This is a genomic window from Alteromonas sp. CyTr2 (assembly GCF_947311905.1).
In the GTDB taxonomy this organism is placed as follows: domain Bacteria; phylum Pseudomonadota; class Gammaproteobacteria; order Enterobacterales; family Alteromonadaceae; genus Alteromonas; species Alteromonas macleodii.
In genome coordinates, this window is sequence record NZ_CAMZMZ010000029.1 from 13,279 (window position 1) to 36,362 (window position 23,084).

Annotated in this window: 22 protein-coding genes and 1 pseudogene; 7 read left to right on the plus strand and 16 right to left on the minus strand. The window is 40.0% G+C overall.

The features are described from left to right. Nucleotides 1–16: 16 nt before the first annotated feature. Nucleotides 17–2,080, minus strand: a complete 2,064-nt coding sequence (locus QME20_RS14455; protein WP_281716133.1) for a glycosyltransferase family 2 protein — start codon at nucleotides 2,078–2,080, stop codon at nucleotides 17–19. Between the two features lie 73 nt (nucleotides 2,081–2,153). On the opposite strand from QME20_RS14455, the gene QME20_RS14460 reads away from it, so the two are divergent. From QME20_RS14460 to QME20_RS14475, 4 genes are all read left to right on the plus strand, one after another. Next, a complete protein-coding gene (locus QME20_RS14460; RefSeq protein WP_281716134.1) occupies nucleotides 2,154–3,260 on the plus strand; it encodes an alginate lyase family protein in 1,107 nt (368 codons plus the stop codon). A 53-nt stretch (nucleotides 3,261–3,313) separates the two neighbouring features. Beyond that, entirely contained in the window at nucleotides 3,314–4,306 is a 993-nt protein-coding gene (locus tag QME20_RS14465) for a hypothetical protein (RefSeq protein WP_281716135.1), read from the plus strand. A gap of 165 nt (nucleotides 4,307–4,471) precedes the next feature. Then, nucleotides 4,472–5,377 carry a glycosyltransferase gene (locus QME20_RS14470; protein ID WP_281716136.1) on the plus strand — a complete coding sequence of 302 codons (906 nt, stop codon included), beginning with the start codon at nucleotides 4,472–4,474 and terminating at the stop codon, nucleotides 5,375–5,377. Nucleotides 5,378–5,393: 16 nt separating this feature from the next. Continuing rightward, a complete protein-coding gene (locus QME20_RS14475; RefSeq protein WP_281716137.1) occupies nucleotides 5,394–6,077 on the plus strand; it encodes an acyltransferase in 684 nt (227 codons plus the stop codon). Nucleotides 6,078–6,180: 103 nt separating this feature from the next. Here the strand turns inward: QME20_RS14475 and QME20_RS14480 are convergent. Continuing rightward, nucleotides 6,181–6,420 (minus strand): annotated as a pseudogene (locus QME20_RS14480) (integrase core domain-containing protein); the annotation flags it as partial. A 77-nt stretch (nucleotides 6,421–6,497) separates the two neighbouring features. Between QME20_RS14480 and QME20_RS14485 the strand changes: the two are divergent. The 3 genes from QME20_RS14485 (at nucleotide 6,498) to QME20_RS14495 (ending at nucleotide 8,754) form a co-directional block, all read left to right on the plus strand. Further along, nucleotides 6,498–6,818: an IS66 family insertion sequence element accessory protein TnpB gene (locus QME20_RS14485; RefSeq protein WP_281716138.1), complete on the plus strand. Its 321-nt coding sequence runs from the start codon at nucleotides 6,498–6,500 to the stop codon at nucleotides 6,816–6,818. Further along, nucleotides 6,815–7,165 carry an IS66 family insertion sequence element accessory protein TnpB gene (tnpB, locus tag QME20_RS14490; RefSeq protein WP_281716139.1) on the plus strand — a complete coding sequence of 117 codons (351 nt, stop codon included), beginning with the start codon at nucleotides 6,815–6,817 and terminating at the stop codon, nucleotides 7,163–7,165. Before QME20_RS14485 ends, tnpB begins: the two co-directional genes overlap by 4 nt. Before the next feature lie 86 nt (nucleotides 7,166–7,251). Beyond that, a complete protein-coding gene (locus QME20_RS14495; protein ID WP_281716140.1) occupies nucleotides 7,252–8,754 on the plus strand; it encodes an IS66 family transposase in 1,503 nt (500 codons plus the stop codon). A gap of 382 nt (nucleotides 8,755–9,136) precedes the next feature. Here QME20_RS14495 and QME20_RS14500 read toward each other — a convergent pair whose 3' ends face one another. The 14 genes from QME20_RS14500 to rpmJ form a co-directional block, all read right to left on the minus strand. Further along, a complete protein-coding gene (locus QME20_RS14500; protein WP_281716141.1) occupies nucleotides 9,137–9,868 on the minus strand; it encodes a glycosyltransferase family 2 protein in 732 nt (243 codons plus the stop codon). A 2-nt stretch (nucleotides 9,869–9,870) separates the two neighbouring features. Next, nucleotides 9,871–11,433 carry a hypothetical protein gene (locus QME20_RS14505; RefSeq protein ID WP_281716142.1) on the minus strand — a complete coding sequence of 521 codons (1,563 nt, stop codon included), beginning with the start codon at nucleotides 11,431–11,433 and terminating at the stop codon, nucleotides 9,871–9,873. Then, nucleotides 11,430–11,819, minus strand: coding sequence for an HAD hydrolase family protein (locus tag QME20_RS14510; RefSeq protein WP_281716143.1), 390 nt, complete (start codon nucleotides 11,817–11,819; stop codon nucleotides 11,430–11,432). The genes QME20_RS14505 and QME20_RS14510 overlap by 4 nt, the downstream gene beginning before the upstream one ends. Further along, nucleotides 11,816–12,709: a glycosyltransferase family 2 protein gene (locus QME20_RS14515; RefSeq protein WP_281716144.1), complete on the minus strand. Its 894-nt coding sequence runs from the start codon at nucleotides 12,707–12,709 to the stop codon at nucleotides 11,816–11,818. Before QME20_RS14515 ends, QME20_RS14510 begins: the two co-directional genes overlap by 4 nt. After that, nucleotides 12,709–14,712 carry a glycosyltransferase gene (locus QME20_RS14520; protein ID WP_281716145.1) on the minus strand — a complete coding sequence of 668 codons (2,004 nt, stop codon included), beginning with the start codon at nucleotides 14,710–14,712 and terminating at the stop codon, nucleotides 12,709–12,711. The genes QME20_RS14515 and QME20_RS14520 overlap by 1 nt, the downstream gene beginning before the upstream one ends. Further along, nucleotides 14,709–16,451, minus strand: a complete 1,743-nt coding sequence (locus tag QME20_RS14525; RefSeq protein WP_281716146.1) for a hypothetical protein — start codon at nucleotides 16,449–16,451, stop codon at nucleotides 14,709–14,711. Before QME20_RS14525 ends, QME20_RS14520 begins: the two co-directional genes overlap by 4 nt. 6 nt (nucleotides 16,452–16,457) lie before the next feature. Further along, on the minus strand, nucleotides 16,458–18,209 hold the full coding sequence (locus QME20_RS14530; protein ID WP_281716147.1) for a hypothetical protein: 1,752 nt from the start codon (nucleotides 18,207–18,209) through the stop codon (nucleotides 16,458–16,460). A gap of 176 nt (nucleotides 18,210–18,385) precedes the next feature. Then, the gene (locus QME20_RS14535) at nucleotides 18,386–19,723 is read right to left on the minus strand and encodes a flagellin (RefSeq protein WP_281716148.1); all 1,338 of its coding nucleotides are present in this window, start codon (nucleotides 19,721–19,723) and stop codon (nucleotides 18,386–18,388) included. Nucleotides 19,724–19,928: 205 nt separating this feature from the next. After that, complete coding sequence (rplQ, locus tag QME20_RS14540; protein ID WP_012519212.1) at nucleotides 19,929–20,330, minus strand: 50S ribosomal protein L17; 402 nt, start codon at nucleotides 20,328–20,330, stop codon at nucleotides 19,929–19,931. Nucleotides 20,331–20,371: 41 nt separating this feature from the next. After that, nucleotides 20,372–21,361 carry a DNA-directed RNA polymerase subunit alpha gene (gene rpoA, locus QME20_RS14545; RefSeq protein WP_039226687.1) on the minus strand — a complete coding sequence of 330 codons (990 nt, stop codon included), beginning with the start codon at nucleotides 21,359–21,361 and terminating at the stop codon, nucleotides 20,372–20,374. Nucleotides 21,362–21,380: 19 nt separating this feature from the next. Continuing rightward, nucleotides 21,381–22,001, minus strand: a complete 621-nt coding sequence (gene rpsD / locus QME20_RS14550) for a 30S ribosomal protein S4 (RefSeq protein ID WP_012519214.1) — start codon at nucleotides 21,999–22,001, stop codon at nucleotides 21,381–21,383. Nucleotides 22,002–22,025: 24 nt separating this feature from the next. After that, nucleotides 22,026–22,418, minus strand: coding sequence for a 30S ribosomal protein S11 (gene rpsK / locus QME20_RS14555; protein ID WP_012519215.1), 393 nt, complete (start codon nucleotides 22,416–22,418; stop codon nucleotides 22,026–22,028). A gap of 14 nt (nucleotides 22,419–22,432) precedes the next feature. Next, complete coding sequence (gene rpsM, locus QME20_RS14560; RefSeq protein ID WP_012519216.1) at nucleotides 22,433–22,789, minus strand: 30S ribosomal protein S13; 357 nt, start codon at nucleotides 22,787–22,789, stop codon at nucleotides 22,433–22,435. A 175-nt stretch (nucleotides 22,790–22,964) separates the two neighbouring features. Next, on the minus strand, nucleotides 22,965–23,081 hold the full coding sequence (gene rpmJ / locus QME20_RS14565; protein WP_012519217.1) for a 50S ribosomal protein L36: 117 nt from the start codon (nucleotides 23,079–23,081) through the stop codon (nucleotides 22,965–22,967). Nucleotides 23,082–23,084: the final 3 nt, after the last annotated feature.

Consider the following 23,084-nt stretch of genomic DNA (forward strand, 5'->3'; position numbering starts at 1 on the left):
CAATTCGCTAGTCAATTTATTTGAAGAAAAGACTAGTAATAGTTGAAAGTAAATCTAGCTTATTAACGGTAGTAACTTTCGTAGTTGGTTCTCTGGTAACAAAAAAGTCAACGTTCGTTAGAATGGGCTCATTATTACCGTTCTTTTTTATAAAAACACTTTCAACATTGATCTCGGCTAGTTGATCTGGCACGTGTTTAAGTAAGCTTTGATTTAGGATTACAGCATATTTAGCTGTTACTTCCATACCGTAAACGCAGACAGTGACATTCTCATTCATCAGCAACTCAAAGAATTGATCACAAATGGGGCGAGTAATTTTCCCATACTCAGGGATATGATAAAGCACAACCTGATGACCTTCTGCTATCAGCATTTTAATTATTTCGACTTCACTAGGCTTGAAGCGTTTCTGGCTGAAGTCCGAAATAAAAATTAACTCAGCCTTAGCGGAATTATCACCACGAACGACCATTGATTTCGGCGCAGGAAAATTCCTGTCTAATCCGTTCTCATTAAATAAATTATCTGGATTAGTTTTGTGCCACCACTGACATGCACTTCGATAAATATGACGAAGTCCGTTGTGCATTGTTTTTATATGCGTGGCTTTGTTTCTAGTAAGAGAACCGTCATCATCCAACGCAAATGCCATAGGTACTTCTTTGTGAATTTTTTTGAAAGCCCACTTGCCATATTTCGCTTGAACACGCCAAATAAACTCTGTATCACCGCCTGCAATCACGTTATCCCAGGAGCCTAAATCGTCCAACACCTCTCTTCTGAATAAGAAAGAAGAGTGCGACCAATGAATCAGCCTTGGGTTCAATCGCCAATTATGCTGAAAGTGAAGCTCATTAGTAGCTCTTATCCAATGTGTTGAAACTCCCATCACTGTAGGTTTTGAATCTAGGTAAGCAATTTGTGATTCAATTTTTTGAGGGTGAGACCAATCATCGCCATCATGTGTAGTGATAAAGTCACCTTTAGCAACCTGCAAACCTGCATTTCTAGCTCTATAGGCGCCGCCATTTTCTTTCTGTTGAACTAATTTGACCCTGCTATCTTCAGTAGCCAATTCTTTGACAAGCTCTGGTGTTTCATCCGTGCTGCAGTCGTCAACTACTATTACTTCAATATTTTGCCAGCTTTGATTCAAAAGGGATTTTATCGCTACAGCTAACCTAGTTCCGGCATTAAAAGTGGGGATGATAATGCTTACCAAACGTTCGTCTACAACAGAAGGGGCCTGCCCGATTAGACTTTCAAAACTAAGCGTTAATTCTACTTCGTTAAAATCAATCGGCATAAAACCGTTACGTTCATATGCTTCATTTATCCACGCCAAGCGCTCGCTAGGCTCCTTGCATATGTTAGACATCGACAAGAGTACATCGGCGTCATCTGGCACAGTTTCTAAATATTCGTAAAGATGTAGTTTAGCCTTTTCAGTTTCTCCTAATTTCATTAAACAAAATGAGTGCATCAACACTGCAGTTTTATCTAAATGATATTCAGGACTAAGATCCCTTACCAACTCAGAAATACTCAGAGCCTTAACATAGTCCGCTACAAAGTAATACCACCTTGCAGCATGCCATGCGGCAAAAAATCTTAAATCAACATCAGCAGATGAATTCGTGTAAATAGACGATAGCTCTTCAAGAGCCGGTGACGAGTACCCGCCCCACAAATTTTCTACAACGCCATTTTTTAATTGGTCAATCTTCTTTTCTAATGTTGATTCAAACTGATTGGGGTTTGGTTTTCGGCCTTCACGTCTTCCATGCATTATATAGTGCACAAGAGGGTTAAACTGATGCTCTTTAACGTCTTCGTACTGCTCTACATACCAAGAAGAGTTAAACCACGTTGTAGGGTTATATCCAAGAGAAGCTCCCTCAATGAGGTAATGCCTAACTGGATTTTTGATGCCTTCACTTCCAATTTGTGGATAACTTTTTATGTAAAAGCTCTCATCGAATTTACCACTACGACGGATTAAAAGCTCATGCTTTTTTAATTGCCTGTTCGAACTAAACTTTTGTTTCAACGTTCCGAGAAATGTGTGAAGTGCCATTTATCTATATCATTTACTAATTTTTTGTAATACTAACAAGTTACCCGTTATGACTCTACATGTTCAATAAATTATGAAGAACTTATTTTTTCTATTTTTAGCGATATGGGCCATTGCTGCGTTAACCGTCGCCACCGAGTCTGATGCCAAAAATTTCATCAGTCCGTCAATCATGAATACAGGCGATGAGCTTCGTCATTTGCATAGAACAACTAGGGCTACAACTGCCTCGACACAAAAAGCACTAAATCAGCTTATTTCTTCTGAATATGTAAGTTTTGAACGCAAATTTAAAGCTTATAAAATTGTGGAAATCGCAGCGCGAGAAAGCACCCTACACGAAGAGCAATTCAAGGGAGATGCTCACGCAGCAAGAGCGCATGCTCTTATGTGGCACATTACGCGCAACGATGCCCACAAACAAAAGAGCGCTGAGATTATAAAGGCTTGGGCTTCAACGTTTGAAGACTTTAAGGTAGTCAAAGGTTACAAACCGCAGATGTACCTAGAGAGCGCTTGGATCTTACCAATATGGATTTCCGCTTTAGATATGATTCAGATTGACCTTACAGATTGGACATCTGCAGATGAACGTGAGTTTAGGCGTTTCATTAAAAAACTTCATTCGTATGCTAAAGAAGCTCACAGAGATAACAATTGGGGCACATCTGCAATGCTGGCAGAAATGTCTTTAGCGGTGTATCTTAAAAATGAAACTCTTTATGAACAACAAGTCCAAAACTTCACCTACTATCTAAAAACCTTGTCAAATAAAGATGGCTCTTTGAACGCAGACTACTTGTCAGACCCTTGGCATCCACAATATACAATAATTGGACTCATCCAAACGGCTGAAATAGCTTCAAATCAGGGAGACATACTCTTTGACGTTATAATTGATGACGAAAGTATGCCTAGACTAGAAGCAATTTTACTTCACTTTAAAAGTTTATTTTTAGGCGAAATAGATAACCCTAAAGGACTGAAAAAAGGGAACTACAAGGGCGCGCATAACAATAAGCAAAGCTACCAAATTGCGTTATCTTATTACGGGAAGCAGAAAAGCAATGAAGCGTGGACAAATTCGTTCCAAGACAATTGGAACCCAAGCAAAACATCACCACTATTTATGATGTGGGATAGAGTTACGCACTCACAGGCAGTGATAGATGGCGATTAGTAATTTACTATATGCTTTCACCGTCAGTTAAAAACAATGTTTTAAGGACAAAAATGCAACCACGGATTTATTTACATGCAGGTATGCACAAAACTGGGACATCTGCCATTCAAAAATGGGCAAAAAATAACAAAGAAATCTTGGAAAGTCATCGGTTATATTACCCAAACTATGAACCTTTTGCGGAAATGAAAATAAATGGCCACATGCAATTCACTCATGCGGTCGCAGGAAAAGATTCTCAATTAACTTTTGATGAATGTAAAAAATTATCATCAAAATGGCATGATGACGCTCTACGAAAGAACTGCGACATACTATTCAGCGCCGAGTCTATTTTCAGGCACTTTATTAAATCAAAAGAAACTGACCCTAGAAAGCTCTATTTGCAACGTATTAAGAACCTTTTTGAAGGTTTTGAAATTATACCAGTTTTGGTCTTTCGCAGACCTGATAGCTTTATAGAGTCCCTTTATAAAGAAACTGTTGCTAAACCCGCTCCTCAACTCCCGCATCTAACTGACTGGGCGAAAACCAAATTCCATTTAAAGTACACGGAGAACTTACTCCGTTATAAAGAAGTTTTTGGTTCAGTCATTGTGTTGACCTATGAAAACTTGCGCGATAGCGATAACTTCGTGCAGAACTTTTTCACACAAATGGGTTTTAATATAGAGGCTAGCTTTGACGAAGAAAAAGTACGGCAAAGCCTTTCTGTATCGCAAATTATAGTAAAAAATTACGCCAATAAATATATTAGTGGTAGAACGGAAAACGAAAACTTTAAAAGCTGGTTAAAAATCAACAGGGAATTTATTGATGCTGCATTCGATGAAGGGCATCCATCATTATGGGATAGTGCAGAGCAGAAAAACTCTTTTATAGAGAATTTTCCACTCGAAGAGTTTTACAACGTTGCTAATATAGTTTCGGGTGAAAAAAAATTTCCTCGTGCTAAACAAGTTGCTGAAAGCTTTGTAACCACTATTCCAGAGGTTCTAGCAAGTAAAGTAGACGAGCTTTTCAGTAAGGGGGATTCACAATAGAATTATTAGTTAAAGTAACTTATTTAAGGAACTATTTAATTCGTGCCTCTTAAGTTGGAAAATTACCTCTTATAGTGGTAAATTGCGAGCAATATCCCCTCAATACAGTCCTTTAACGTATAGGGCTGAGGGCGCATCTAACCATAATTTTAAAAGTAGGACAGTATGTCAATAAATTCCCTTCAGGAGAAAGGCCTTCTCGATATAAAGGACACAAGCCATTCAACGGTCTCACCTGATCTAACACTTGCTTTTGCATTTGACAGTGGCTATGCGGAATGTTTTAAAGTTATGCTAGCTAGCATGGCTGAAAACGGAGTCCTCTGTAAAAACCCTATTGTTATCTACACTGACGACGAACAGTTAACACACGACCCTATAATCGCAGCCGCTGCAGATAAAATTAGTGTACTTTCAGGAGAAAGAAAGAGTCGTCTTTATACTTTAGCTAAGGACAATGTTAAACGTCCAGAGCGGGCTGACTGGAATAGAGGAACGTTTCTTAAGTGGTGCATTTTTGAAAAACAAGAAACGAGCAAACTTCTTTTCTTAGATGTAGACATGCTAACACTGAATTCGCTGGACGGCCTTTTAAAAGCGTTTCCAGATAAATCTCTAGTTACATGCCCTCAATTTCAACAATCTATTCGCACTGAAAATACCGATGCCCAACTGCTAAACATGCTTAACGGTGAGTTCGATAATAAACATAAGAACCGTATTAACTCCGGCGTGATGCTTGTAAATAACGATTTACTAGACGATGAGTTTTTTGATGAAATTACAAAGTTCGCATCGGAGAGAGTCTCAATTCACGAACAAGGGTTATTAAGTGAGTACTTTGCCAGTAACAAAAGTATGCTTGGTATGGCTTCATCTCGTTACAATTATCAAGACAGTTATCTCCGTCTTGCAAGCGATTCAGTATATAAAGATATCTTGGCAGATATCTCAATCATCCACTATGCTGGTGGAGTAAAACCTTGGTTAGAAACTTCAAAGCCAGTCGAAAATCTTTCAAGTATAAAAATTTGGCACCATTACAAAAACCTTGCCGCAAAGATTCTATAACCAAGAGAAGTTTTGAATGAGACTGACCATAAAAAATGCCAAAAAGTTTGTAAGAGTTAAAGGTGAGTTTTGCGAAGACTCTTACATTGAGTTTAGTGAGGCTGCGATATCAGCAATTGAAAACAACTCATTAATAGTGAAGCTAAAGGTACATGGAAAAGGGCGACCACGAAAAAGGTTCAGTGCCTATATAGGCGCCACATCAGGCGAATTAAACATCTCTAGCGGCGGTAATGACCAAGCTCTCAAATTTGGTGATGGCTCAAAAGGGCACTACGTGCTAAGGATGACGGGTAAGAGTAGTATCTTAATTGGTGAAAATACCACTTCAAATGGCACTACTATCTATACTCATGATACGGGCTTTAGCTGTGGAAAGGACTGTATGTTTTCTAGTGAAGTATTGATTCAAACATCTGACCAGCATGGAATTATTGATCTCACCACTGGCGAAATTATCAATCAAGACTATAGTGAAGTGACTCTTGGCGATCATGTTTGGTTGGGACGACGTAGCACCCTTGTTGCTGGCACCAAAATAGCCAACGGATCTATAGCAGGTACAGCTTCCGTTGTTTCTGGTGTAATACCAGAAAGTGTTGTTGTTGTTGGCTCACCGGCCCGAATCATCAGAACTAATGTAACTTGGAGTCGGGAAAAAAACGATTTAGATGAGTATAGTTCTGCACTTCTAGTTTGACAAACGAACGCGCTCAAAATGCTTAGTAGTGTGATTTTCAAAGGTATATACTAGCTCAGACTTGATATGACAGTTACGCGATTTTCAAGGTGCCGCTGTCAGATTAGGTTTGAGCTAGATTCTTATCCGCCCAAGTCTGATTACCATCGATTAATGTTTCTAGTGGCGTTCAGCCACATCACATTTTACCCTGATGAGTCTTTTCATTGTTGTAGTAACCCATCCACACGTCCAGATCTTTTTGAAGCTCTTCTAGCTAAGTGTACAGCTTTTTACGGAACGTAATTTGGTAGAACTCATTCAATATCGTTTTGTGGAAGCGCTCGCATATACCGTTCGTTTGTGTCCGTCCGGTAATCCCCACGTTCAATTCATAAGTTAGCTACGGCATGGTGTTCTTTTTTGCTAAGGAGAATGACCATGCAGCAACATCAACGAAGAGACGTCCAAGACTGGCTCAAACTATTTGAACAACAAAAGCAAAGTGGACTCACCGCGGTGGCGTTTTGTCGCCAACAGCAGATTAATGTTCAAACTTACTACACCAGGCGTCGTGATATTCGGTTACAGCGAACAAGTAGCAAGTTCGTTCAGGTGAAACGTGAAGTCACGAAGGTTGAATCGTACACCGAAGCCATGGATGGCGAACTTCTCCTGAAACTTGGAAATGCTCAACTTACCGTGCCAACAACTATTAACCCTCACTGGGTTGCTACTGTGATAAAGGCATTGGCCGAATGAAAATGTTCGTAGAGCCTGCCGACATTTACCTGTACATGGATATCGTCGACTTCCGCAAATCGATTAATGGTTTAATTGTCGTTGTTGAGCAGGATATGGGCCTGAATCCGTTTCGCGATGCACTGTTCGTCTTCTGCAACAAAAAGCGCGATAAGGTCAAAATACTCTATTGGGATAAAACGGGCTTCGCACTGTGGTACAAGCGCCTCGAGAAGCATCGGTTTAAGTGGCCTGTTGAAACGGAATTGCAACAGCTGCACGTTAGTGAGCAACAGCTACAATGGCTGTTATCGGGCTACGATGTTATAGGTCATCAACCCTTGCACTACAATGCATCGGGCTTATAACCTGTGATCATAAGTAGCGATTAACGATCACGAAATAGTCTTGATAATGTAAGGTAATCAGCGGCTTAATACGGGATAATAATGGTATGAACGAGAAAGAATATCAATCCCGCATCGCTGAACTTGAAGCGCTTCTTGAAGAGAAGAGCGCGCGGATAGCCTATTTAGAAGAACAGTTCCGCGTTGCCCAGCACAAGCAGTTCGGTAAAAGCACCGAAGGCCACCCTGGGCAAGGTGAGTTGTTCAATGAAGCGGAAGAACTGGTTGTTGAGGCTGAAACTGAAACAGCTGAAGAAGCGATTAGCTACACTCGTAAAAAGCCTGTACGTAAACCGCTACCGAAAGACCTGCCTCGCGAAGTTATTGTTCACGATATCAGCGACGAAGAGAAAGTCTGTGACTGTTGTGCCAGTGAGTTACATCGCATAGGTGAAGATAAGTCAGAGAAGCTTCAGTTTATCCCAGCCCAGGTTAAAGTGATTGAGCATATTCGCCCTAAATATGCGTGCCGTACCTGTGAAAAGGACGGTATCAGCAACACGATTAAACAAGCGCCCGTACCTCACAGCATTATCCCAAAAGGTTATGCGACGCCAAGCTTATTAAGTCAAATCATTACCAGCAAATATCAGTATGGCTTACCGCTTTATCGTCAAGAGGCTATGTTTAAACAGCATGGTATTGAATTAAGCCGTAAGACAATGGCTGATTGGATAATTCGCTGCGCTGAGTTATTTAAACCGCTTTACGAGCAGCTTCATCAACACCTGTTAAAGCAACCTGTTTTAGCGGCGGATGAAACCACGCTAAAAGTGGTTGAGTCTGAAAAAGCGAACAGCTATATGTGGCTGTACGCCAGTGGCGCAGACTCTCCTAACGGTAATATACCCGATGCAGAGATACCTAATATCGTGCTGTACGACTATCACAATAGTCGGGCTGGGAAATGTGCGGTGGAGTTCCTGCAAGGCTATAACGGCTACCTGCAAGTAGATGGCTATCAAGGCTATGAGCAAACGCAAGCGACACTCATTGGTTGTTGGGCACATGCACGTCGTAAGTTCATGGAAGCCAAAAAAGGCGCAGGTAAAAAAGGCAGTGGCAAAGCGGATTGGGCGCTCAACCATATCCAAAAGCTATACCGCATCGAAACTCAATTAAAAGATAAAACGGTGGAGGTGCGCTACCTTACCAGACAAGAAAAGAGCCTGCCGTTGCTCAATCAGCTTCACGTATGGCTAATGAAATCAGTACAACAAGTGCTACCGAAAACCAAATTAGGTGAAGCGATACAATATTGCTTGAACCAATGGGAAAAGCTCGAGAGCTATACACTCGACGGCCAACTAAGTATCGATAACAATCGCGCTGAGCGCGCGATTAAACCGTTCGTCATAGGCAGAAAAAACTGGCTGTTTAGTCAAACCGCCACGGGCGCAAGCGCCAGTGCAGTGCTCTATAGCATCATCGAAACGGCAAAGGCCAACGACCTCAATGTGTTCGAGTATGTGATGTCTTGCCTTAATGAACTCAGTAAACCGGAACCGAACATCGAACAACTGTTACCATGGCAGTTTGCTAAGCGTTAGGTGGGATTAGCGGACGCTTACGTTCGTTTGCGGTGACGCGTAAAAAAGCCATGGGGAGAAAAGCATAGTCAACTTATGGTTGATTACCTTCTGTGAAGTTTAGGTATAGCGTAGAAATGGGGTTGAATTGAGCTTTGAATGATTGGATTAGCGCATGGCTATTGAAACCTAGAACTTCAAATTTTCCAGCTTCAATTAAAGGTGCAACTACCGCCAAAGTTCGGCTAATACACTCTAAATAGGTTGTCCTTTTATAGCGTTCAACGGAGGGCTCACTTATGCTGGGTAAGCCCTCTAGGAATGATCCATTTTTTTAAGAATTAAATGGTATACCAACTATATTTTTCGCAATAGTGAACCAATATTCTCTATCGTTCATGATTTAAGATTCAATAAATTGATAATATTCATCAGGAACACCGCAAAATATAACATCCGATTTATCAATAACTGAGAATCTGATGTCCAAACCAGCATTAATCAAATCATTGTACATAGGCGCTATATAGAACTCCCCACCTTGCAACTCTTCAACATCACGCTGGATATATTTTTCGAAAAGATTTATATACTTGGCTGCGCTTTTAAAATAATACAAACCTGTGCAGCAATATTGAGAGATCTCTTGTTTTTCGGCAGTCAGTGCAACTCTATCGGTGCTACCTTCCACCGGAAGTACGTTACTCCAGTTTGCTCCTTCGCCAACAAAAGTTTCTAGATAGCCATCAACTTGGCTCGTATTAAACGACGTAGGATATTTAAATCCCGGTCTAAACGTATCAATATTGAAAATTGTAATAGATAAATCATCAAGTATCTCTATGCCTTGGAGACCCAGATAGACCGTTTCCGCCTGTCCTCTTGTTGGCGCTTCCAATGTGACAATTTCAATGTTGCCAATCCCAAGAGAATTGGCTTTTGCCTTTACGAAATCTAAGGTACCTTCAACATCGAGTAAGATAAAAAGAAAAGGTTCGCTTTTAAAATACTCCTTAAAGCTTAAAAGCGCATGCTCAAAAAGAGTCATTCCTTTTGCTTCTAGCATGTATTTTGGTTTATCGAAGCCTGCTTTACGAAATCGAGAGGACAGCCCTGCCATAGGTATAACAATCATTTTTAATCCTTCAAATAAAGCTTTTCTAATCTATGTGCATTTAACAACATCGCCCACTGTCTATCCGGTCTATCTGAGTGAAGTGGTAGCATTGAGAGAAACAAGTGAATATTTATTGCTATGATTTCCTTCATATCAAAACCGAGTTCTGTAGAAAATACACGCTCGAATTCTTCATATAAAAATACAGACTTTTCATTTTTGAAAAAAACTAACTCTGCGTCTTGAAGATCATATCTCCCCGCTATTATGTAGTCGTAATTGGCAACTAAAGAGTGAAAAAACTTCGCTACATCATATCTTCTATCACCGTATATACTCAACTTCCGGTCAAAAGTTAAGCCTCTAGGATCGATTAATTTTAAAGATTGTATACGGCTATCATATAGCAAATTACTAAAACAAAAATCTCCATGAACAATACACACCTGCTTTCTACTAACCTTTGAAATGAATGAAGATGCTCGCTCTGCTAAAGCTAATGAACTATCAAAGTTAAAATGTTCAGGCTTTACCTTAACAAAAGACCAACTATTAATTTCTGTGAGACGCTGCTTCGTTTTGGCGAAATATAGATTATCGAGATCTTCTAGTTTAATTTCAGAAGTTTTATAATTCGAAAAGTCCTCAATAATTTTGCCAGCAGACTCTATTATTTTACGCCAGGTGGAATTAGGTAGTTGCCCGAAGACCATTAAGTCGTTTAGCGGCAATAGATACAAATATTCAAGTGAATAGCGTCCAACGCCATTTTTTTCCTCATAGTCAGAGATCAAAGCTGGCGTATGTAATCTCATTGGCATGGGAATAGTGTTAAACCAATTTGATTCTGCCCGCATCTTAGCTTTATCTTCGCTAAGCTTAGTCACGCACCTAGGATCAATACGGAGAGCGTTAAAAGACCTCTGTGTAGTCATTTTTGAGCGGCTGTTGAAAAAGCTATTTAAATGGCCGAAATCGAGCCACTCTCCGTCAGTAATGTCCGTTAAGCCGACAGTAGAGTGATATGACTGAACGCCTTTCACAAAATCACCAGAGTTTTCGAGTATTCCTTGAATCAACTTCGGTGGATTGCTAAATCTAAAGAAACCAGAAATAACTAGCTTCTCATTATCAACAAAATCGCTTGAATAATGTTCGTTAGCATAAGCAGTTTCAAATTGGACCTGTCCTCTTCTGTAAGCGCCTTCATTTTCATGAACTAAAATACAATCCAGAGGTTGTAGTTTGTGCTCAAGATACAAAGTGTCGCCGTGAAGTATTGTAAAGTTATCAAACTGTCGGCCAGAGGATGACCAACTAAAAGCGATCGAATTACCAAGTGTTAGCCCCTCTGGTACAAAAATTAAATGAACACCTAGAGCTTCTAGTTCATTTTTATCATGTGCTGCTAATTCAAACGTGTCAGGCAGGGACAAATAAATTTCTGAGTCATATTTTTTAAGTAAATCCACCTGGTACTCATAAAGACGCTTGTTACCTATTGGTAAAAAAGCTGGAGGTATCCTTCCAACCTCAACGCTTAAGTCTTGTTCGACGTAAGCCGCAGAACTAATCAAAATCACGTGGTTGGCTCCAACTTATCCTTTTCAAGTAATTCCATAATTTCTTCATAAGAATTTGTAATAAACTCTTTTGGTCTAATTGCTTTATCATCTACATAAAAGCCTTCAAAACCGCACCATGGCTTCCCTGTGTAAACCTCATCGTAGGGAATACCATTTTCCTCTAGCCAGTCAATTATTATCGGTAGAGTATTAGCATTTATTTTACCTACATTTCCTTTATATGTACGCATGTTTCTGGCGGTACTGAATACAATTTCGAACCCAAGCGATTTATAGCGTTTGATGACATTAACTATTTCTTGGTTTAAAGACGCATTTTTGTAATCACCAGAGGCGGTAAATGAAATTGTGTCATCGATATCCAATATAAGACGTTTACTCACTTTATGTACCTCTGACGATTGACCGGTATACCGTTATCATACTCAATCAAATACTTAGGAGATTCTATAGCAGGTTCAAGTACACTAGGGAGTGGTAAATCGTGCTTTTCCATATTGCTAAGAAGTTGTTTTTGAACGTAGATTACACCTGATTCTTTATCGTAATCTTTAACCTCTCGCATCCATTCCCAAAAATCGATGTGAGCGTTATTAGCTACCCATACTTGGAATTCAGACAAAAACCTTCTATATAAAAGATATTCGTCATTTTTGACGCCATAAATATGTAAGAAAAACATTGGATCACGCTCTGGATCGTTAAGTCTAAAGAACCTTGGGGTTCTGCCATCTGGCCTTCGTAAAATTCCTACATCTCCGTATTTTTCGTTTACTCCATAAGACATACAGTCTTTTCGTCCAATGAAAGAATCACCACTCAAACCTAAATATTTACGTGTTTTATCAAAATGATATAAATCGCCACATATATTTAGTGAGTGAAGCAGATAAATATCATAATTTTCGTAGGTTCTTTCTATCAAATTTATTAACTCAGAAAATGGTTTAATCTTTTCATTTATAGAATCTGAGTCTGAGTAGGCGCAAAAGTCACCATCCCACTTAATAATCCAATCGTTAGTGGCTTGTTCGATACCGAAATTTCTCGCATCTGCAAGTTGTTTAGGCTTATTAAGGGCGAACAGCTGAACTTTTTCATTAATGTTCTTATTTTTTTTACATAAAGATTTAATTTTTAGGACAGTGTTATCTTTTGAACAATTGTCAACTACGACTATTTCATCGCAGTGCTCACTGATAGAGGTGATTGCATACTCAATGAAATCCTCTTCATTGAAACAATTAATAACTGCGCTAAATTTAAGAGCCATCACTTTTCCTTTCTAATAAACGTATATTTTCTCGAAGAATCGTCATTGTCGGCAGCCTTGTATTCAAGACTAACAATGCCTTGCCTAAATAAGGAGCTATTCACGACTTTAAAATGATTTTCCTTCTGTTCTTTCAATTTTTTTATCGAAGTATTTTCTCCATGGAGAACGCGATTATACGAAATTTTATTGACATGCTTGAACGGTCCAACTTCACTTAACTTTAGATACATATCATAATCAACCGCATTAAGTATTTTCTCGTCAAACCCGCCAGCTAAATTCCAAGCTCTCATGGTAAACATTCTAAAATGATGGCAAATCATTGCTGTTGTTAACATTTCTCGCGAGTACTCAGGCCAATTATAGCCATTTTGTATTAAGGAGCCATCTGGGTTTACATTTCTGTTAGTAGTGTAAACACACGCGAGTTGCCTATTTTTGAAAAACTCAGTTAGACACAATTCAACTGCATCGGGCTCCAAATAATCGTCAGAGTCAAGCTGTCCAATATAGTATCCCCTACACAAGTTTACCGCAGTGTTTGAGGCCTTACCTATCCCACCATTTGACTGGGTAACAAACCTAACTCTCGGATTCTTACCGTATTTTTCTTGGATTAGATTTAAAGTACCGTCTGTCGAGCCGTCATCACAAATACAAACTTCTAGATCAGTAACAGTTTGATTCAATGCACTATTTACACATCGTTCTATAGAGTCTTCACAATTATAGGCAGGTACGTATATTGAAACTAAAGGAACTCGTTTAATTACTGCATTTTCAATAGGCTCCAATTTTCTATAGAAATAAGGCACCTTTTGATGAACTATTTTAATGGTTACTTCTTTTCCAGCAGCCCTATCCGTTTCATTTTCAGCACCAGGAGGTTCTTGATGATAAGCTAGTGCGCCATCTACTGATTTAAAGAAGCACCCAGCTCTGTAGAGTCTATAGCCAAATTCGTTGTCTTCTCCGCCCCAATGGGTGAACTCTTCATCAAACCATCCAGCTTTATCTAACCATTTCTTTGCAAAAGCAACGTTTCCACCACTAAAGTAACGAAATGGGGAGTCACAAAGCCTGAGAGAATCAGTTTTTTCAAAGTGAGTAAGTCGCCAATCTATAGATTTTTCACCTGTGTTCGAACGGCCTAATGTTTCTGTTGTAAGAACTTCTGGTAGGCTACCAACTAGCGTTGGGTTATTTAAAATATCTTCAGAAGATAAATGCGAAGTATCAACATATTTCCTGGGCCCGATTAACGCTACATTATCGTTCTTTTTTAACTCTGTCAGATACGATTCGACCCATGTAACATCTGGTGCCATATCGCAATCTAAAATAGATACGAACTTATATTTCGCTGCACGAAGTCCTAGGTTTCGAATGGCACATAGCTGATAGCCATAGTCTGGCTGACGTACATACTTTATTTGAAGGCGACTTTCAAAGTTCTTGATTGTTGGAATAAGATCTTCTTTACTTCCGTCATCAGCGACTATAACTTCAAAATTAAAATTTGTTTTTTGGTTAACTAAACAAGCTAATGTAACGTCTAGCAACTTTGCCCTGTTAAAAGTAGGAATGATAATACTAAGACCGTAGTCTTCATCTTTATATCTATTATGATTTTTTTTTGCACCATACCATTCGAAGTCATTCGTTGATTCTGGCAAAGGAGCAAGAGATAAATCACTTGGCCATGCAGCAGGAATAGGCTTTACCGTTTTAACCTGCGCATCTTCCGACTTTTGTTTTGTTAACTCATTATAAAAGGCCAAAAGCTCATCAGATGTTTTTTTGTCGCTGTCAGAGTTAGAAAGAAGTATTTGAGTTATTTTATCTAGCCCATATGAGTCGCCTAACAGCTCTCTGCATCTTTGGACATGATAGCTGACAACTTCTTTGCCAAAACTTTTACCCGCTTCTTCGTATAGCTCTAAAGCTTTAGTGTAGTCTCCTTTTTCAAAGAACTTCCTTGCTTCACTAAAAATACTCATTTCTTACACCTAACACTAAAAATTGAAAAACCTTTTTCACTTGTAACCACTTCATTTTCAGAACTAAGCCCTGCATTCGCAGCATCCCGCTTCCATTTCTCGACTACTTCTTTCTCTTCTCTTCTGTTGTAATCGTCGACCAAAAAGTCTAAGTCAAATTCATTATGATTAATTTCCTGTAAAATCATTGGGAACGCTGGATACCTTGCATGCGGATCTGTTGAGCCTGGCGGCCCATCAACCAAAACTAATAATTTGGGCTTCATGTTATTGAACAATTGCCCAAAGTTATTAATAACGTCACGACAATCGTAGTAAAGAAAATCCGTATCATTAAACTTCTCTTTAACTAACTCGCAGTGATTGAGCGTAACGAACTTCATAACTTCATGTGCCCTAAGTAACTCTTTTGTTCTTTCAAAGTACATTTCATTGTGGTCGAAAGAGAAAAACGGAATAGCTTTTTCATAAACGCCGTCCTGTATCAGTCTTTTTATAATTCGTCCTATGAGGGCAGTAGAGGTACCACTTCCGAACTCGAGAACACCATGATACTGGGCTGTGGAAAGCATTGTCACAATTCGAACGGCTATATCAGGACTAATAGGCCATCCATGAAAATTGAGAGGTTTTTGGCCACTATCGATAAAATTACGTACAGAAGAATAATCTTCAATTTGTTTAATTGTATTAGTATGTGATGAGCTAACTAATGCTTTTGTTCTCTTTTCTGTCGAATCTAGCTTGTCTATCAATTGTGAAGATGCAGTATCTACTGCCTTTATCACATTGTCGCTAAATTGCGTCGTCACAACCTCGACCCTTTCTAACACTTTAGTCATAAACTCATCGATAGCTGCTTCAGTGCAGGTATTAGACTCTTTAACTAATTTATTGATTTGACTCTCAAGAGAAGAAGTTTTTTCAATAAACTCTTCCGATAGCTTAGTTAAAATATCGACTTGTGTGCTTTGCATAACCTCTGCTTGCTGAAGAAGTCGCTCCATTTGCAAGGTCAATTTACTTTTAAAGTTTTCAAAGTTGGTCGACAGAATTTCATACTCTTTTTCTTTTTGAGAGAGCTTGCTCTTTAGAGATTCGTTTTCAAATTTGAGAGCTTCTTCAACTTTATCTCTTAACGCAGCTTTTAGTTTAATGCTCGAAAACAAGTAATGGGAAAAATACTTACCGCTAGAGCATTTTAAAGGTGCTTTCGGAACGTAAAAACGGCTTCTCATCAGCTTAAAAAGCGCATCGTCTAGTGCAACATTAGTTTGATAATCTTTTTGCAACAAATAGAATTCATCCACACTCCCATCATCAGTGTTGGATAAGACATGCTCACAGAGAATACTAGAGAGACTAGAAATAGCACATACAATAGATAGGCTAGAACTGGCTAAGTCAACTAGTGATAGCACATCTGAAAAACCCATAGTTTGAACTGTGGAAGAATTGACCACGCTAATATTGTTCGGCCTTTTTACCTCATATCCTTCAAGAAATGAGTAATCGCTATCAGAAGCTTCATTAAAAGTTGCTGTAATTGCGTTTTCTGAAATTGCAGCGTTTATAGCAAACCCATTAATGTCTTTTTGTGAAAAAAAAGATTCTACTTCCCAGCAAATATATTTGAGTGCATCAATAAAAACTACTTCGTCATATTTCTCAAAGTTGATGTTAAATTCTGTTACTTGACAACCACCTAGCCATAAAAGAACTTTACGTTTTTCATCCATATATCTTTACCTATCTAAATTCATTAGAAGATTATGAGATGTCTTACGCCCTTCAGCTTTCCCATATTTAATGAAATGTACGAGAGGATTAAATCCAGCGGCCTTTACATCCTTATAGTAATTAAAATACCAATTACCGTCGAAGTTAAGGCTTGGACGCCTTCCCTCCTTAAACCCATGTAATAAATAATGCTTTGCGGGGTCTAAACCTTTTTCAGCGACATCTTTATAAGTCGCCAAGTACCAATCAGCATCAAATAAATCACTCGTATACAACAAACCGATATTTGAAATAAGCTCATCTTGGTCAAGTTTCTGACTTTTCCCTAAGACTTTATCTTTAACCTTTAAGACCGGACTAAGCGTCTTCCATGTAGTAGATTCTTTGACCGCATCAAAGTCATTTTTTATTTGATAGTAAAGAGCTTGGTAGGATTTTAATTCTTTTTGCAAACTTTTGTTTTCCCGCTCTAACCTATCTATTGCTCTTTCGCTAGTCACCTTTAGCGTTACCAATTCTTTATTTTTCGCAGAAACTTGAAGCTCTGCACTTTTTGCTAACTCAAGCTTATCAGTTTTTACTGACTTCAATCGCTCATCGTAGTCATTTTTTATTTTGAGTGATTGAGATTCAACTTGCTCCCTTTTATATACTTCCTGCTCATTCAGCGTTAAAAGCTTTTGAATTTCATCACTAAGTATTTGGATCTTAGCTTCATACTTCCGCACATGGTTCTCAAGTGTTTTTTGCGTAACAAATAGTGACTCTTCTAGCTTTAAATTTTCATTTTCTAATTCTATATTTTTCTTTTTATAAGTATCACATAAGTCATTTCTGCCGGACAATTCACCTGAAAGAAAGGCAACCTTTTCCTCTAATACATTAATTTTTCCTTCGTAAACCAAAGCTGCTTCTTCCAAACTCTTCCTATTCTTTTCAGTATTTGCTAGTACCTCTGCTTTATGCCTTTTAGTGTTTTCTTCTAAACTAGTCTGTAAACTATATACTGTAAATTCCAGCCGGTCTTTTTCAAGAGCCCTTTCTCTTTCTAATATTTTATATTTGTTGCGAATATCCGATAACTCTTCGCTAGCGGCGTCAAAGCTATTGGATTTACTAGTCAACTCTTCAACTAACCTAGTAGTTTCTTCCTTACTCTTTGCCAACTCAGCTTGGACTCGCTCTGCTTCTAGCTCAAGCTTGTCGCTAGCTAAACTCACAAGCGAATCTATCTCAGCCCCTGCCACATGACTTACATCATTCAGTAACTTCTCTATTTTATGAGCTTTTTCTATTTGATTGTTGAAAGCTAAGTACGAAAATAAATCTCTATGACCAATTGGAAACGTTACGCTTCCCAAATCGAATGAGTTATCATTTAACCCTATATCTCGATTTGAATTATCGAATGCAAACGTTGAATTAATTAACTTAAGCTTATGCTTAAACTTATAATATAAATCTAATAACTCTTCAGATACGTTTGTACGTTCTATGATAACTTTCTCTAGCTCTAATCTTGTAAAGTTATCAGAAGAAATGACTAAACTCGGAGGTGAGAAAAGAGCATAAATGTCTTTATCTTCATCGGAAGAGCACAAGTCTAATAGTTCTGAAGTTCGTAGAGGAGTAGTTAAAATAGTGTAATTATGACTTCCTGTCTGACTTGCCGCTATGGCTTTAGGTCGCTTGCTATCTAAAGCATTTAAGATATAGCTCCAAATTTCATTATTCTCTACAGTACATATAATAGCCATACTAAAGAAGTGTCCTTGATAAAGATTCCCTATCACAAATAGTCAAATGTGAGGAGTTTGGTATGTAAGTTATGGATGTTTAATTATATTTGGATTTGCCTCTTATTTACACCCTATACAGGCAATTTCTGTTACAGGTAGTTTCGTTATGGAAGAGATAAACCTAGCAGTTAATCTTAAATTGCATCCAACAACCCCAATACCTGCTCATCACTAGACTTAGCTTGAGCTCGAACAGAAATGCTCGCCTGTTCAACTATTTGTGCTTGAGTAAGTAATGCAGTTTCTGAAGCGAAGTCAGCGTCAGTTATTTGAGAGTGAGCGTTGCTTATATTCTCAAGGCCAATTGCGTTGTTTCTAATAGCGGATGACATCTGATTAATTTTAGCACCGTAGAAAGCTCTACTTTCTCCGACTATCTCAAGCGCACTATCTATTTGTGTTAGCGCGTTTTCAGCTTCACTTTCACTTTGCAACGAAGTGCCGTCTAGCCCGAGGTCCGTTAATGTAGCGGGGGTTTTGGTAAGTTCAATGAAGTCAGTACCAACACCTAATTGATTGGTTGAAGTAATATCAACGGGCCCTAAGCTGAAATTTTGACTGTCTCCGTCCCCAAGCGATGTCCACGAGGCTGTTACACTAAAAGAGCCTGTGCCGATAACAGAAATAATGAGCGGTTGTGCATTGCTCGTAATTGTTAGGTTTTCATTCAGGTTACCGCTGGCGTTCTGATCCCCAGTGAATGAAATGGTATTGCCATCTATAGTAGCGCTTCCGACTGTTAATAAATCACTATCGTCGTAGGATGCCGAAGGGCTATAGCCGTTTGTCGGAAGAAAGAATGTCCCCTCAATGGCTGATGAATTCACTACGCCGTAAGCCCCCCACGTTGCTGCCGAAAGCGGCGTACCCGCTAGGTGCTTTCCGTCTACAGTAAACACCTGAATATCGTCGTTAGCGCCATTGTCATGTAAATCTATTTGAATGTTTGAAGAGCCAGCCGGTATGTATGCAATAGATCGCAGTCCACTTGTCATACTTTGAGCCACACCGTTAGTAAACGTGTCACTAATTGAGGGTACGTTCGCTGAAAGCAAATCAGTGTCACCTACCAGCGGCAGGTGGTTAAAAGCTTCCGTGTTGTAGGCAATGCCATTAAGTGCATTTTTAAGTTGTTGGAATTCTTTGTCCAGGGCTGCACGGTCATTTACCGCATTTACGCCGTTTTGCGATTGTATTGCCAGCTGCCGCATTCGTTGCAGTATAGCGGCAGATTCTTGCAGTCCACCCTCTGCAATTTGTGCATAGCTTATACCGTCATTCAAGTTACGGTTAAGTTGCGTATAGGCTCTTTTCTCTGAGGCAAGTCTATTGGATATTTGAAGGCCAGCACTGTCGTCGGCAGCGCTGTTTATTCTTAACCCCGAGCTCAAACGCTCTAGACGCGTTGATAGCGCTGTATTTTGTAAAGTTGAAAGACCTAAAGACTGGTAGTTTCCTGTAACCGATAGCACGTTTTTTCCTTAACGCTCTTCGCCTTGTTTAATACAGATATAAACTTAGCTTTGAATAAGTTCTTGCCCTAAGTAAATGTTTACAATAAGCATGCCAAATAAATGATGATTACGGTACGAATAGATAATATTGAGAACAAAACAACAGACACAAAAAAAGGGGCCTGAGTTTTCACTCATGCCCCTTTTTCTAATCGAGTATTAATTACTCTTCAGTTGCTTCTACTGCTTCTTCTTCAGCTTCTACAACTGGACGGTCAACTAGCTCAACATATGCCATTGGGGCATTGTCGCCAGCACGGAAACCGCATTTAAGAATGCGAGTGTAACCGCCTGGACGAGCTTCGTAACGAGGACCAAGCTCGTTGAATAGTTTACCTACAACCTCTTTGTCACCAGTGCGGGCGAAAGCTAGACGGCGGTTTGCAACGCTGTCTTCTTTTGCCATAGTGATTAGAGGCTCGATTACGCGACGTAATTCTTTCGCTTTTGGTAACGTAGTTTTGATCACTTCGTGCTTGACCAAAGAACCGGCCATGTTTTTGAACATAGCTTGACGATGGCTGCTGTTGCGATTCAACTGACGACCACTCTTACGATGGCGCATAGTTTTATCCTTCTCTACAAATCAGTTTGATAAAAACCTGATTAATCTTTTTCAGCGATGCTCTCTGGCGGCCAGTTTTCTAGGCGCATACCTAGAGAAAGACCACGAGATGCTAGAACATCTTTGATTTCAGTTAGCGATTTCTTACCAAGGTTTGGCGTTTTAAGTAGCTCAACCTCAGTGCGCTGTACCAGGTCACCAATGTACTGGATAGCTTCTGCTTTCAAACAGTTTGCAGAACGTACTGTCAGCTCTAGGTCATCTACTGGACGAAGCAGAATCGGATCGAATTCTGGCTTCTCTTCTTTCGCTTCTGGCTCAGACACATCACGTAGGTCTACGAATGCATCTAGCTGTTCAGCTAGGATAGTAGCAGAACGGCGGATCGCTTCTTCAGGATCCAAAGTACCGTTCGTCTCCATGTCGATGATTAGTTTGTCTAGGTCTGTGCGTTGTTCAACACGAGCAGACTCTACACTGTAAGCAATACGTTCAACTGGGCTGTATGAAGCGTCTACTAACAAACGACCAATTGGACGATCATCTTCTTCAGAGGAGCGACGGGTAGAAGCTGGTACATAACCGCGACCCATTTCTACTTTAATGCGCATGCTGATTTCAGCTTCGCCAGTTAAAGTACAAATAACGTGGTCAGGGTTTGTAATTTCTACGTCGCCATCATGCTGAATATCACCAGCAACAACAGGGCCAGCGCCAGATTTCACTAGAGTTAGGGTTGCCTCAGTTTTACCTTCAAGGCGAACCGCTAAACCTTTAAGATTTAGCAAGATTTCAATTACGTCTTCCTGAACACCTTCTTTGGTGCTGTACTCGTGAAGAACGCCGTCAATTTCTACCTCGGTAACTGCACATCCTGGCATAGATGACAGTAAAATACGACGTAGGGCGTTACCTAGAGTATGGCCAAAGCCGCGCTCTAGTGGTTCCAAAGTTACTTTGGCACGAGTAGGAGAAACGTTTTCGATCTCAACTAATCTCGGTTTTAGGAATTCAGTCACAGAACCCACAATGCTTCCTCTTTAGTTAGCTTTACTTAGAGTAAAGTTCGACGATCAACTGTTCGTTAATTTCCGCAGACAGGTCAGTTCTTTCAGGAACGCGCTTGAAAGTGCCTTCCATTTTGCTGCTGTCTACTTCAATCCAGGTTGGCTTCTCACGTTGGTCAGCCAGTTCCAAAGCAGCAACGATACGCGCTTGCTTCTTAGCCTTTTCACGAACAGAAACCACGTCTTCGGCAGAAACGTTAAACGATGGGATGTTCACAACTTGACCATTTACCATGATCGCCTTGTGGCTAACTAGCTGACGTGCTTCTGCACGAGTGCTAGCGAAACCCATACGGTAAACTACGTTATCAAGACGCTGTTCTAAAAGCTGTAGCAAGTTTTCACCTGTGTTGCCTTTTAGACGTGCAGCTTCTTTATAGTAGTTGCGGAATTGCTTTTCCAGAACGCCGTACATACGACGAACTTTTTGTTTTTCACGCAGCTGAACACCGTAGTCAGACAGACGGCCACGACGGGCACCGTGCTGACCAGGCGCTGTATCGATTTTACATTTAGAATCGATTGCGCGAACGCCGCTTTTTAGGAACAGGTCTGTTCCTTCGCGACGGCTAAGTTTGAGTTTTGGACCCAAATATCTTGCCATGATCTTTCTCCAACTGTCCGTCGATTAAACGCGACGTTTTTTCGGTGGACGACAACCGTTGTGAGGAATAGGGGTCACATCGGTAATGTTTGTGATCTTATAACCTGTAGCGTTAAGAGCACGGATCGCAGACTCACGGCCTGGACCTGGACCTTTAACGAAAACTTCAAGGTTCTTAAGACCGTATTCTTGTGCAGCAACACCTGCACGCTCAGCAGCTACCTGTGCAGCAAATGGGGTAGATTTACGTGAACCACGGAAACCTGAACCACCAGATGTCGCCCATGCTAGTGCATTGCCTGAACGGTCTGTAATAGTCACAATTGTGTTGTTGAAAGACGCATGGATATGAGCCATACCGTCTGCAACCTGACGTTTAGCGCGCTTACGCGTGCTACGAGCTGGTGCTTTAGCCATAACTTACTCCCCGTTTACTTCTTAATTGGCTTACGAGGACCTTTACGGGTACGCGCATTAGTTTTAGTGCGCTGACCACGTAGAGGCAAGCTACGACGGTGGCGAATACCACGGAAGCAACCCAGGTCCATCAAACGTTTGATGCTCATAGAGACTTCACGGCGTAGGTCACCTTCAACGGTGAATTTAGCCACTTCGTCACGAAGCTTATCAATAGTAGCTTCGTCTAGCTCTTTGATTTTTGTATTTTCTGCAACACCAGCACCCGCACAAATGCTTTTCGCACGTGTGGGACCAACGCCATAGATCGCTTGGATAGCGATTACAGCATGCTTGTGCTCAGGAATGTTAATGCCAGCGATACGGGCCATTAACAGCACTCCTCTTGTTTATTTGTCGACGACCTAAAAAGCCCGATAGGATACTTACCCGTCGACTAAATTGCAAATTAAGGTTCAAAATACTTTAAAACAAAACTAGCAGAACCAGACAAGTACTATCTAGGTTCTGCTTACTTAGCTTTGCGAATATCTTGTTCCGCTTAGATTAGCCCTGACGCTGCTTATGCTTTGGGTCAGAACTGCAAATTACACGCACAACACCGTTGCGCTTGATAACTTTACAGTTACGGCAAATCTTTTTTACTGATGCACGAACTTTCATTAC